This is a genomic window from Streptomyces sp. NPDC058308 (assembly GCF_042880275.1).
Lineage (GTDB): Bacteria > Actinomycetota > Actinomycetes > Streptomycetales > Streptomycetaceae > Streptomyces.
The window spans coordinates 229,851-240,768 of sequence record NZ_JBHVZA010000011.1; the positions used below are offsets into that span (position 1 = coordinate 229,851).

General features: G+C 70.4%; 13 protein-coding genes. 6 read left to right on the forward strand and 7 right to left on the reverse strand.

Annotated features, from left to right (window positions below):
* Nucleotides 1-376: 376 nt before the first annotated feature.
* Genes ligA through ACFVYL_RS17795 form a run of 4 tightly spaced genes read right to left on the reverse strand, consistent with a single transcriptional unit; the run spans nt 377 to nt 4,852 of the window.
* Entirely contained in the window at nt 377-2,560 is a 2,184-nt protein-coding gene (ligA, locus tag ACFVYL_RS17780) for an NAD-dependent DNA ligase LigA (protein WP_389716793.1), read from the reverse strand.
* Nucleotides 2,561-2,590: 30 nt separating this feature from the next.
* On the reverse strand, nt 2,591-3,604 hold the full coding sequence (locus ACFVYL_RS17785) for a methionine synthase (RefSeq protein WP_389716796.1): 1,014 nt from the start codon (nt 3,602-3,604) through the stop codon (nt 2,591-2,593).
* Entirely contained in the window at nt 3,601-4,290 is a 690-nt protein-coding gene (locus ACFVYL_RS17790) for an SDR family oxidoreductase (protein ID WP_389716799.1), read from the reverse strand. Before ACFVYL_RS17790 ends, ACFVYL_RS17785 begins: the two co-directional genes overlap by 4 nt.
* Nucleotides 4,291-4,306: 16 nt before the next feature.
* A complete protein-coding gene (locus ACFVYL_RS17795) occupies nt 4,307-4,852 on the reverse strand; it encodes a TIGR00730 family Rossman fold protein (RefSeq protein ID WP_389716802.1) in 546 nt (181 codons plus the stop codon).
* Nucleotides 4,853-4,930: 78 nt separating this feature from the next.
* On the opposite strand from ACFVYL_RS17795, the gene ACFVYL_RS17800 reads away from it, so the two are divergent.
* Complete coding sequence (locus tag ACFVYL_RS17800) at nt 4,931-5,263, forward strand: DUF427 domain-containing protein (RefSeq protein WP_389716804.1); 333 nt, start codon at nt 4,931-4,933, stop codon at nt 5,261-5,263.
* On the opposite strand, the gene ACFVYL_RS17805 is transcribed toward ACFVYL_RS17800, so the two are convergent.
* The gene (locus ACFVYL_RS17805) at nt 5,247-6,200 is read right to left on the reverse strand and encodes a GlxA family transcriptional regulator (RefSeq protein WP_389716807.1); all 954 of its coding nucleotides are present in this window, start codon (nt 6,198-6,200) and stop codon (nt 5,247-5,249) included. The genes ACFVYL_RS17800 and ACFVYL_RS17805 overlap by 17 nt on opposite strands.
* Nucleotides 6,201-6,390: 190 nt before the next feature.
* On the opposite strand from ACFVYL_RS17805, the gene ACFVYL_RS17810 reads away from it, so the two are divergent.
* Nucleotides 6,391-7,326, forward strand: coding sequence for an NADP-dependent oxidoreductase (locus tag ACFVYL_RS17810; protein WP_389716844.1), 936 nt, complete (start codon nt 6,391-6,393; stop codon nt 7,324-7,326).
* A 155-nt stretch (nt 7,327-7,481) separates the two neighbouring features.
* On the opposite strand, the gene ACFVYL_RS17815 is transcribed toward ACFVYL_RS17810, so the two are convergent.
* A complete protein-coding gene (locus tag ACFVYL_RS17815) occupies nt 7,482-7,673 on the reverse strand; it encodes a hypothetical protein (protein ID WP_389716810.1) in 192 nt (63 codons plus the stop codon).
* Between ACFVYL_RS17815 and ACFVYL_RS17820 the strand changes: the two genes are divergently transcribed.
* Genes ACFVYL_RS17820 through ACFVYL_RS17830 form a run of 3 tightly spaced genes read left to right on the forward strand, consistent with a single transcriptional unit; the run spans nt 7,672 to nt 8,848 of the window.
* Entirely contained in the window at nt 7,672-8,388 is a 717-nt protein-coding gene (locus tag ACFVYL_RS17820) for a DUF5753 domain-containing protein (protein ID WP_389716813.1), read from the forward strand. The genes ACFVYL_RS17815 and ACFVYL_RS17820 overlap by 2 nt on opposite strands.
* Before the next feature lie 14 nt (nt 8,389-8,402).
* A complete protein-coding gene (locus ACFVYL_RS17825; protein WP_389716816.1) occupies nt 8,403-8,600 on the forward strand; it encodes a DUF397 domain-containing protein in 198 nt (65 codons plus the stop codon).
* 50 nt (nt 8,601-8,650) lie between these two features.
* Nucleotides 8,651-8,848, forward strand: a complete 198-nt coding sequence (locus ACFVYL_RS17830) for a DUF397 domain-containing protein (protein WP_389716819.1) — start codon at nt 8,651-8,653, stop codon at nt 8,846-8,848.
* Nucleotides 8,849-8,917: 69 nt separating this feature from the next.
* Here the strand turns inward: ACFVYL_RS17830 and mnmA are convergent, their stop codons facing one another.
* Nucleotides 8,918-10,048, reverse strand: coding sequence for a tRNA 2-thiouridine(34) synthase MnmA (gene mnmA / locus ACFVYL_RS17835; protein WP_389716822.1), 1,131 nt, complete (start codon nt 10,046-10,048; stop codon nt 8,918-8,920).
* Between the two features lie 61 nt (nt 10,049-10,109).
* Between mnmA and ACFVYL_RS17840 the strand changes: the two genes are divergently transcribed.
* Nucleotides 10,110-10,808 (forward strand): N-acetylmuramoyl-L-alanine amidase, encoded by a 699-nt coding sequence (locus ACFVYL_RS17840; protein WP_389716825.1) that lies wholly within the window; start codon nt 10,110-10,112, stop codon nt 10,806-10,808.
* Nucleotides 10,809-10,918: the final 110 nt, after the last annotated feature.

Consider the following 10,918-nt stretch of genomic DNA (forward strand, 5'->3'; position numbering starts at 1 on the left):
GCGCGCGCCACAGGCGCGCGCGCAGCCGTGAGTCCGGGGCGGCGCTCTCGGTCGGTTCCATTCCCGTCCCTCTCACAGCCGGCGGTGCCCACGCCACGCGGACCCGGCCCGGGGCCGGCCGCGTCCCATCCTTTTTCCCCGAGCCCTCCGCGAGCTGAGGAGATGCACTACCGCACCACTCGCGCCGGACAGGGGATGCTCCCTTCCAAGCTCTTGATGAGCAGGAGATACCCCGTTCGCAGCGGGGCACGGCAGGCGCACATCTCAACAGTAGGCCGCAGAAGGCTTCTACGGGCAGCGGTCGACCACGGTTGCCCGAATGCGACCCGGCCACCCCTATGCATCTGGTATGCGCTGAACGGGTGGCCTTCAACCGCTACTCCTCGGTCGGAAGCGCGACTTCCCGCGCCGCGTCCGGTCCTTGTCCGAGCAGGACGGCGAAGCCGTCCTCGTCGAGAACCGGAACCTTCACCTGCATGGCCTTGTCGTACTTGGACCCGGGGTTGTCGCCCACGACCACGAAATCGGTCTTCTTGGAAACGGAACCCGTGACCTTCGCACCCTGGCTCTGCAGCGCCTCTTTCGCGCCATCCCGGGTGTGGTGCTCAAGCGTTCCGGTGACGACCACCGTGAGGCCTTCGAGCGGGCGCGGCCCCTCGTCCGCACCGCTCGCCTCCTCCTCCATGCGCACCCCGGCAGCCCTCCACTTGCGCAGGATCTCCCGGTGCCACTCCTCGGTGAACCACTGTTTGAGGGAGGCGGCGATGATCGGGCCCACGCCCGCCACGTCCGAGAGCTCCTTCTCGGTGGCCTGTTCGATGCGGTCGATGGAGCGGAACTCGCGGGCCAGCGCCTCGGCGGCCACCGGGCCGACGTGCCGGATCGAGAGTCCCGTGAGGATGCGGGCGAGCGGTCGCTCCTTGGCCGCCGCGATGTTCTCCAGCATGGCGAGGGTGTTCTTCTTCGCCTCGCCCTGCTGATTGGCGAAGAAGGTGACGACCTTCTCCTCGCCGGTCTTGGGGTCGCGCTTGGGCAGGCCGGAGTCCTGGTCGAGGACGTAGGACTTGATGGGCAGGAGCTCCTCGACCTTGAGGTCGAAGATGTCGCCCTCGTCGAGGATCGGCGGCTCGGCGGGCTCCAGGGGCTTGGTGAGGGCGGCTGCCGCGACGTATCCGAAGTTCTCGATGTCGAGGGACTTGCGGCCCGCCAGGTAGAAGAGACGCTCACGCAACTGGGCGGGGCACGACTGCGCGTTGGGGCAGCGCAGGTCGATGTCGCCCTCCTTCATGGGCCGCAGCTCCGTGCCGCACTCGGGGCACTCGGCGGGCATCACGAACTCCCGCTCGCTGCCGTCCCGCAGGTCCACGACGGGCCCGAGGATCTCCGGGATGACGTCGCCCGCCTTGCGGATCACGACGGTGTCCCCGATGAAGACGCCCTTCTTCTTCACCACGTCCTGGTTGTGCAGGGTCGCGAACTCGACCTCGGAGCCCGCGACGGTGACGGGCTCCACCTGGGCGTACGGCGTGACGCGGCCGGTGCGGCCGACGCCGACCCGGATGTTGATGAGCTTGGTGTTGACCTCCTCGGGCGCGTACTTCCAGGCGATGGCCCAGCGCGGGGCGCGCGAGGTGGAGCCGAGGCGGCCCTGCAGCGGGATCTCGTCGAGCTTGACGACGACGCCGTCGATCTCGTGCTCCACGGAGTGGCGGTTCTCTCCGAAGTACGCGATGAAGTCCCGCACGCCCTTCAGGCCGTCCACGACCCTGTTGTGCCTGGCGGTGGGCAGGCCCCACTCGTGGAGCAGTTCGTAGGCATGGCTGAGGCAGTCGATGTCGAAGCCGTCGCGGGCGCCGATGCCGTGCACCACCATGTGCAGCGGGCGGGTCGCGGTGACGCGCGGGTCCTTCTGGCGCAGGGAACCCGCCGCCGCGTTCCGCGGGTTGGCGAAGGGCTTGTCGCCCGCCTCCACCAGGCGGGCGTTCAGCTCGTCGAACTTCTCCATGGGGAAGAAGACCTCGCCGCGGATCTCGACGAGAGCGGGCACCCGGTCGCCCTTGAGGCGCTGGGGGATGTCCGCGATGGTGCGGACGTTCGGCGTGATGTCCTCGCCGGTGCGGCCGTCGCCGCGGGTGGCGGCGCGGGTCAGCTTCCCGTCCTCGTACGTGAGGTTGACCGCGAGGCCGTCGACCTTCAGCTCGCACAGCAGGTGGAAGTCCGGGGAGCCGACGTCCTTGGCGACGCGGTCCGCCCAGGCGGCCAGCTCCCCGTCGTCGAAGGCGTTGTCGAGGGAGAGCATGCGCTCCCGGTGCTCGACCGCGGTGAACTCCGTCTCGTACGAACCGGAGACCTTCTGGGTGGGCGAGTCCGGGGTGCGCAGCTCCGGGTGCTCCTCCTCCAGGGCTTCGAGGGAACGCAGGAGCTTGTCGAACTCGGCGTCGCTGACGACCGGCTGGTCCTTCACGTAGTACCGGAAGCGGTGCTCCTCGATCTGTTCGGCCAGCTGGGCATGGTGATCCCGTGCCTCGGCGGGCACAGAGCCTTGCTGTTCGACAGCCACCGTTTCGTCCTCCCGTTACGTCATACCCAATTACTCAGGGTTGTCTGCGAGCGATCTCGCCGCCCTGACGCAGTGGGCGAGCGCCGCGCGCGCGTACGCGGGAGAAGCGCCCGCGAGCCCGCACGACGGAGTGACCACGACCGACTCCGCGAGTGATCCCGGATTCAGCCCCAGCCTGCGCCACAGCGTCCTGACACCCATGACGCTACCGGCAGGGTCTGACAATCCGCCGTCCACGCCCGGCACGACACCGGCGAAGAGCTTCGTGCCGCCCTCGACCGTCTCGCCGATCACCTCGTCGTCACGCTCGGTGAGCAGCGAGAAGTCGAACGAGACGGCGTGGGCTCCGGCACGGCGCAGCAGCGCGAAGGGGACGTCGGGCGCGCAGGAGTGGACGATCGTGGGTCCGCCGTCCTGGACGGCCAGGACGTCCCGCAGGGTGTCCTCCACGGCCTGCCGGTCCACGGCGCGGTGGGTGCGGTACTGGCTGGCCGTCTTGATCTGCCCGCGCAGTACGGCGATGAGCGAGGGCTCGTCGAGCTGGAGGACCACCTGCGCGCCGGGCACCCTGCGGCGCACGTCCGCGAGGTGCCCGCGCAGCCCTTCGGCGAGGGATCCCGCGAGGTCACGGCAGGCGCCGGGGTCGGAGAGCGCGGCCTCGCCGTTCCTGAGCTCCAGGGCCGCGGCGAGCGTCCACGGGCCGACGGCCTGGATCTTGAGCGGCCCCCGGTACTCCTGGGTGAACTCCTCCAGGGCGTCGAGGTCCTCGCCGAGCCAGGCCCTGGCACGGCGGGTGTCCCGGCCCGGGCGGTCGCCGATCCGCCAGCCGCTGGGCTCCACGCGCGCGTACAGGTCGACGAGGAGTCCGGCCGTGCGGCCGATCATGTCGGCGCCGGGTCCGCGCGCGGGCAGCTCGGCGAGGTACGCCATGCCGTGCTCGGGGCCGTCGAAGCTGCCGGTCACCGTCTTGGCGGCCTCGCGGGCGTCGCCGCCGGGCATCGACCCGATGCCGGTGGCCGGGCCCCAGGTGAACGTGTCGCTCATCGTCCGGGCCGCACCGTCAGGTCGTTGACCTCCGCGTCGCGCGGCAGGTCCAGGGCCATGACGATCGTCGTGGCGATCGACTCGGGGTCGATCCAGCGGGAGGCGTCGTACTCCTTGCCCTCCTGCTGGTGGACCTTGACCTGCATGGCGCTGGCCGTGCGCCCGGGGTAGACCGAGGTGACCCGGACGCCGTTGCCGTGCTCCTCCTGGCGCAGGGAGTCGGCCAGGGCCTTCAGGCCGTGCTTGGAGGCGGCGTACGCGGCCCACTCGGGGCCGGCGCTCAGGCCCGCGCCCGAGTTCACGAAGACCACGTGCCCCTGGGCGAGCCGGAGTTGGGGCAGGAAGTGGCGGGTGAGTTCGGCGGGGGCGATGAGGTTGACGTTGAGCTGGTGGCGCCAGGACTTGGGGGTGAGCTCGCCAACCGGGCCGAGGTCGACGACGCCCGCGATGTGGAGCAGGGAGTCCACTCGCTCGGGCAGCGACTGGTGCCCGAAGGCCCAGGACAGCTTGTCGGGGTCGGAGAGGTCGCCGACGAGCGTGCCCGCGCCGGGGAACTGGGCGGCGAGCTCCTTGGCGCGGCCCGCGTCCCGCGCGTGCAGTACGAGGTCGTCGCCGCGTGCGTGGAGGCGGCGGGCGACGGCGGCGCCGATGCCCGAGCCCGCCCCGGTGATCACATGTGTAGCCATACCGGCCATGCTCGCATCACTGCGTGCCGAACGATTCCTCCAGGTACGCGAGCGCGCCCACCGGCTCCTCGGCGAAGAAGACGAGGTCGGTCAGCGGGAGGGGCAGGAACCCCTCGTCCTCCATGCGGCGGAACTGCTCCTTGAGGCCGTCGTAGAACCCGGCGGAGTTCAGCAGGACCACCGGCTTGGTGTGCTTGCCGTGCTTCTTCAGCTCCAGGATCTCGGTGGCCTCGTCGAGCGTGCCGGTGCCGCCCACCATGATCACGATCGCGTCGGCCTTCGCCAGGAGCAGTGCCTTGCGCTCGGCGAGGTCGCGGGCGATCACCATTTCGTGGGGCTCTGCGACCTGCCTGGCCTTGGCGGCGAGGAAGTCGACGGAGACACCGACGAGCCGTCCGCCCGCCTCGTGCACGCCGTCCGCCACGACCTTCATCAGGCCGCTCTCGGAGCCGCCCCACACCAGGGTGTGGCCGCCCTTGCCGAGCAGTTCGGCGAATTCGCGGGCCGGGCGCGTGTAGCGGTCGTCGAGGTCGGCGGCGGAGAGGAAGACGCAGATGTTCATACGGTCACGGTACGTTCCGTCGTAGTCCGTTGTAGAAGGCACCCAACGGTAGAAGGCACTCAACGAGGAGGGCATCTCATGACCGCGGGACACCGGATCACCGTCGAGCAGGGCACGGAGCACGTGCGCGTGGAGCTCGACGGGCAGGTCGTCGCCGAGAGCACTCGTCCGCTGCTGCTGAGCGAGACGGGCTACCCGGTGCGCTACTACCTCCCTCCGGAGGACGTGCGCACGGACCTGCTGACTCCGTCGGAGACCTCTACGTACTGCCCGTTCAAGGGAACGGCCTCCTACTGGTCGCTGCCGGGCTCACCCGACTCGGTGTGGGCGTACCCGGAGCCGAAGCCGGACGTGACCGGCATCAAGGATCACTTCTGCTTCTACGAGGCGGAGGTCACGAAGCAGCCGTGAACGTCCTGCGGTAGGCGACCGGCGAGACGCCGAGCACGGAACGCATGTGCTGGCGCAGGGAGTTGCCGGTGCCGAACCCGGCCCGGTGGGCGACCACGTCCACCGGCAGGTCGCTCGACTCCAGGAGCTGGCGGGCCAGTTCGACGCGCTGGGCGGTCAGCCAGCGCCCGGGAGACATGCCCACCTCCTCCTGGAAGCGGCGCGTGAAGGTCCGCAGGCTCATGCGCGCGTGGGCGGCGAGCTCGCCCAGGGGCAGCGGCTCGTGGAGCCGTTCGAGGGCCCACGCGCGCGTGGCGGCCGTCGTGGCGAGCGTGGGCTCCGGGACGGGCCGCTCGATGTACTGCGCCTGCCCGCCGTCGCGCCAGGGCGGTACGACGCAGAGGCGGGCGACGTGGTTGGCGACGGCGGCGCCGTGGTCCCGGCGCACGACGTGGAGGCAGAGGTCGATGCCGGCCGCGACGCCCGCCGCGGTCAGTACGTCGCCGTCGTCCACGAAGAGCACGTCCGCGTCGACCTTGACCCTGGGGAAGGACCGCTGGAAGTCGCGGGCGACGTTCCAGTGCGTCGTCGCGGGGCGCCCGTCGAGGAGGCCGGTGGCGGCCAGGACGTACGAGGCGTTGCAGAACGAGACGATCCTGGTGCCGGGCCTGATCCGCCCCAGGGCCTCGGCCACGCCCGCCGGGAGCTCGCCGCCCGCCATGCCCTCGTCGAAGCGGCGGGTCGGCGGGATCACCACGGTGTCCGCCTGCGCGAGGGCCGCCGGGCCGTGGTCGGCCGTCACGGTGAACCCGGAGTCCGTCCGCACCGGCCGCCCGTCCACCGTGCAGACCACGACGTCGTAGAGCGGCCTGTGGTGCTCGTCCTCGGCGGTGCCGAACAGCCTCGACGGGATGCCCAGCTCGAAGGCGTAGACGCCGTCCAGCGCGAGCACGGCCACGCGATGCGCACCTTTTGCACCCTTTGCGCCACCTGCGCCACCTGCGCCACCTGCGCCACCTGCGCCACTGCGATGTTCCATGGCCGAATCCTGTCACATGATGGCCAAACTGCCAGCACTGCGACGGCCCGCGCCCGCGCACTCTGGGATCTCAGCCGCTCCGAAAGAGGAAGACCGGAAGACCATGAAGATGCGTGCCGTCAGCCCCCGCGCCTGGGGCGCCCCCGAGAACCTGGTCCCCGTGGAGGTCGACCGCCCCGAGCCCGGCCTGACCGAGATCCTGGTCCGGGTCCACGCGGCGGGCGTCAACCCCGTCGACTGGAAGACCCGCGCGGAGGGCGCGTTCGGCACGTGGGGCGACACCCCGATCCTCGGCTACGACGTGTCCGGCGTCGTCGAGGAGGTGGGCCCCGGAGTGACCTTGTACCAGCCCGGCGACGAGGTGTTCGGCATGCCCCGCTTCCCCGAACAGACCGGCGGGTACGCCGAGTTCGTCACGGCGCCCGCCCGCCGTTTCGCGCCCAAACCGCGGAGCATCGACCACGTGCGGGCCGCCGCGCTGCCCCTCGCGGCGCTCACCGCCTGGCAGGGCCTCATCGAGACAGCCGGGCTCCGCGCCGGGCAGCGGGTACTGATCCACGCGGCCGCGGGCGGTGTGGGCCACCTCGCCGTGCAGATAGCCAAGGCGCACGGCGCGTACGTCATCGGCACCGCGCGCGAGGAGAAGCACGACTTCCTGCGCGGCCTCGGGGCGGACGAAATCGTCGACTACACGCGCGTGGACTTCACCGAGGCGGTGCGCGATGTGGACGTGGTCCTGGACGGAGTGGGCGGCGCGTACGGAGCACGGTCCCTGGAGGTCATCCGCCCCGGCGGCCACCTGGTGACGCTGCCCGACCCGGGCGGTCTGCCGGACCCGGTGCGGGCCGCGGAGCTCGGCGTGCACGCGGGCTGGACGGTCGTCGAGCCGGACCGCCTGGGCCTCCTGGAGATCGCCCGCCTGGTCGACGAGGGAAAGCTCCGCGTCGAGATCGACACGGTGCTGCCCCTGGAGGAGGCGGCCAAGGCCCACGCGCAGGGCGAACAGGGCCGCACCCAGGGCAAGATCGTGCTCCGGGTCGTCTGATCGGACCTGGTCAGCCCCTTCCACGCGACGCTGAGCGCCCTGGGGCCACACTGTGCCGAGCCGCACGCCCGGCACAGCCCGCGTTGACGCGTACCGCGACGAGGTGGCACCTGTCGACCACGCCCACCGGGACCGGCTCGGGGGGCGTCGCCCCGTCATGCCCCCGGGCTGAGACCGCCGAGACCGACGCCCAGTTCGCGACTCCGCTGCACGCCCTTGGAGCCGGGCCCCGATCCTCCCGTGGGCAGGGCCAACTCGAACCACATGGTCTTACCGCCCGGCCCGTACGACCCCTCCCCTATGGCACATCCGCCCCACCGGTCGGCCACGGCGTCGAGGATGACCATGCCCCGGCCACTGTCCTCGCCCGCGCAGCGGGTGCGCCAACTTGCCTGCCATTACAGGTGCCCCGACCAAGCCCTGGTCGAGGCGCTGGCGGGACTGACGGGTACGCGGCGGTCCAGCCATTGGTGGGACGAATACCGCAGCAAGCTCCCTGAAGGCCACTTGGACGTCTCGGAAGTGGAGCACTACGCAACGCGCATTCGCACAGCCCAGACTGTGCACCTGCCCGGCCTGTTCCAGACAGAAGAACACGCGCGCGCCATCTTCGAGTTGACGGTTCCCAAACTCTCGCGGCTGGACGTCGAGCTACGAGTCGCTCACCGGCTCAGGCGCCAGGAGATCCTGAGTCGAGAGAACCCAACCCCGTACGTCGGAATCATCCACGAAGCGGCCCTGCGCCTGGAGTTCGGCGGCCGTGACGTGGCCCGCAAGCAGCTGGAACACCTCGCTGACGCGGCCGACCGTGACAACGTGACGCTGCTGGTCATCCCGTTCAGCGCTGGAGGTTTTCACGGAGCCGGCCAGTCGGTCCTGTACGCGGAGGGGCCACTGCCCCAATTGGACACGGTGCAGCTGGACACAGCGCTCGGCGCACACTTCGTAGATGCCCCGATCCCCTTGGCGAACTATCGTTCCCTACTGGACCTGATGGAACGGTCAGCGTTGGCTCCGAAGGATTCACAGGAGCTCATTCGTTCCATCGCACGCGAACCATAGGGGGGAACCAGCACATGGCCGAGAGCAAGTGGCAACGTTCTTCGTTCTGTGGGGGCGGTGGCAACAACTGCGTCGAGGTTGCCGCCACCGGCACCGACCGCATCGCCCTCCGCGAAAGCGACAGCCCGGCCCACGTCCTCGCAACGGACCGGGCCGCACTCGAAGCACTGATGCACAGCGTGAAGCACCACAGGCACGCAGCTACGCCATAGCCGAGGGATCCCTCCGCACCGCCACGAGAGAGCCGCAAGAGGTGTCGCACATGTCCGAACTAAAGTGGCTCAAGTCCTCGTTCTCGGAGGCTTCCGGCAACGCGTGCGTCGAGGTTGCCACGACGCTCGGCGACCGCATCGCCCTCCGCGAAAGCGACAGCCCGGCCCACGTACTCGTAACGGACCGGGCCGCACTCGAAGCACTGATGCGAAGCATGAGGCGCCGCGGCCACGCAGCTACGCCGTAGCCGAGGGATTCCTCCGCACCGTCACGAGAGAGCCGGCGGCGTTCGGGGCCGCTCGCTGCCGGGAACGCGTCAGGCCGCCGCCGTCACCCGCTCCGTCGTCGCGATCGTCGCCGAGCCGACCACGCGCGTGCCGTCGTAGAGCACGATCGCCTGGCCGGGGGCGACACCGCGGACCGGCTCGGCGAACGAGACGTTCAAGGTGCCGTCGACGAGCTCCGCTGTGACCTCGGTCTCGCCGCCGTGGGCCCGCAGCTGGGCGGTGTACGTGCCGGGGCCGGTGGGCGCCGCGCCGCACCAGCGGGGCTTGATGGCGGTCAGGGCGGTGACGTCCAGGGCGGCGGCGGGGCCGACCGTCACGGTGTTGTTCACCGGGGAGATGTCCAGGACATAGCGCGGCTTGCCGTCGGGGGCCGGGGTGCCGATGCGCAGGCCCTTGCGCTGGCCGATGGTGTAGCCGTACGCGCCGTCGTGGGTGCCCAGGACCTCCCCGGACTCGTCCACGATGTCGCCCTCCGCCTTGCCGAGGCGGGCGGCGAGGAAGCCCTGGGTGTCGCCGTCGGCGATGAAGCAGATGTCGTGGCTGTCGGGCTTCTTGGCGACGGCGAGGCCGCGCTCCTCGGCCTCCGCGCGGATCTCCTCCTTGGTGGTGAGCGTGTCACCGAGGGGGAACATCGCGTGGGCGAGCTGGCGGTCGTCCAGGACCCCGAGGACATAGCTCTGGTCCTTGGCCATGTCGGAGGCGCGGTGCAGCTCGCGGGTGCCGTCCTCGTGGACGATCACCTTGGCGTAGTGGCCGGTGACGACCGCGTCGAAGCCGAGGGCGAGGGCCTTGTCGAGGAGGGCGGCGAACTTGATCTTCTCGTTGCAGCGCAGGCACGGGTTGGGGGTGCGCCCCGCCTCGTACTCCGCGACGAAGTCCTCGACCACGTCCTCGCGGAACCGCTCGGCGAGATCCCACACGTAGAAGGGGATGCCGATGACGTCCGCGGCACGGCGGGCGTCGCGCGAGTCCTCGATGGTGCAACAGCCCCGCGCGCCCGTGCGGAACGACTGCGGGTTCGCCGAGAGCGCGAGGTGCACTCCTGTCACGTCGTGCCCGGCCTCGGCGGCGCGGGCGGCGGCGACGGCGGAATCCACACCGCCGGACATGGCGGCGAGGACGCGGAGGGGGCGCTGGGGACGCTGCGGGGTCAAAGTCATAGCTCTAACAGGGTACGGGGCGATGGGAACCGGATGCCCGTCAGTAAGCGTTGACGATCACATGGGGGAAGAAGACGAGGGCGCGAGCGAGAAGCCGGTGCGGCGCGGGGTCGACCGCCGCACCCTGCTGATCGGCGGCGCCGCGGCGGCGGTCGGCACGGCGGTGCTGGCCAAGGACGAGCTGGGGCGGCTGTGGTGGCGGCTGCCCGGCGTGGTCAAGCGGCGCAAGGAGGGCGAGGTCGACGCCCGGGGCGCCCAGTGGGTCGCCGCGTCGGACTACAACTGGCGGCGCGCCGACCGCCCCGACGACTATGCGATCGACCGCGTCGTCATCCACGTCGTCCAGGGGGGATACGACACAGCGCTGCGGGTCTTCAAGGACCCGGCGCACGGCGCCGCCGCGCACTACGTGGTGCGCAAGGACGGACACATAGCGCAGATGATCCGCGAGCTGGACGTCGCCTTCCACGCGGGCAACAAGAGCTGGAACGAGCGCAGCATCGGCATCGAGCACGAGGGGTTCGTCGACAGGAAGTCCTCGTTCACCGATGAGATGTACGCGGCGTCGGCACGGCTCACCGCCGGGATATGCAAGCGGTACGACTTCCCCGTGGACCGCGAGCACATCGTCGGGCACGTGGAGGTGCCGGGCACGGACCACACGGATCCGGGCCCGTACTGGGACTGGGACCGGTACATACGCCTGGTGCGGGCGGCGCGGGACCGCCCGGAGAAGCCCACAAAGAAGCCGAAGGCCTAGCGAAGAAGCCGAAGGCCTAGGTGTATTGATCACGAGCGTTGTTAACACTGGCCGGGCTTGATCACGGCGAAGGCCTCCGTGTGTGGTGGAGGTGTCGAATCTTCACCGCA

Excerpts from the sequence above, each read along its gene's own strand:
- ACFVYL_RS17840 (WP_389716825.1), top strand. The coding sequence starts at position 10,110 with ATGGGGGAAGAAGACGAGGGCGCGAGCGAGAAGCCGGTGCGGCGCGGG.
- ACFVYL_RS17825 (WP_389716816.1), top strand. The coding sequence starts at position 8,403 with ATGGCCGAGAGCAAGTGGCAACGTTCTTCGTTCTGTGGGGGCGGTGGC.
- ACFVYL_RS17795 (WP_389716802.1), bottom strand. The coding sequence starts at position 4,852 with ATGAACATCTGCGTCTTCCTCTCCGCCGCCGACCTCGACGACCGCTAC.
- ACFVYL_RS17800 (WP_389716804.1), top strand. The coding sequence starts at position 4,931 with ATGACCGCGGGACACCGGATCACCGTCGAGCAGGGCACGGAGCACGTG.
- ACFVYL_RS17815 (WP_389716810.1), bottom strand. The coding sequence starts at position 7,673 with ATGGTCATCCTCGACGCCGTGGCCGACCGGTGGGGCGGATGTGCCATA.
- ACFVYL_RS17810 (WP_389716844.1), top strand. The coding sequence starts at position 6,391 with ATGCGTGCCGTCAGCCCCCGCGCCTGGGGCGCCCCCGAGAACCTGGTC.
- mnmA (WP_389716822.1), bottom strand. The coding sequence starts at position 10,048 with ATGACTTTGACCCCGCAGCGTCCCCAGCGCCCCCTCCGCGTCCTCGCC.
- ACFVYL_RS17785 (WP_389716796.1), bottom strand. The coding sequence starts at position 3,604 with ATGAGCGACACGTTCACCTGGGGCCCGGCCACCGGCATCGGGTCGATG.
- ACFVYL_RS17820 (WP_389716813.1), top strand. The coding sequence starts at position 7,672 with ATGCCCCGGCCACTGTCCTCGCCCGCGCAGCGGGTGCGCCAACTTGCC.
- ACFVYL_RS17830 (WP_389716819.1), top strand. The coding sequence starts at position 8,651 with ATGTCCGAACTAAAGTGGCTCAAGTCCTCGTTCTCGGAGGCTTCCGGC.
- ACFVYL_RS17790 (WP_389716799.1), bottom strand. The coding sequence starts at position 4,290 with ATGGCTACACATGTGATCACCGGGGCGGGCTCGGGCATCGGCGCCGCC.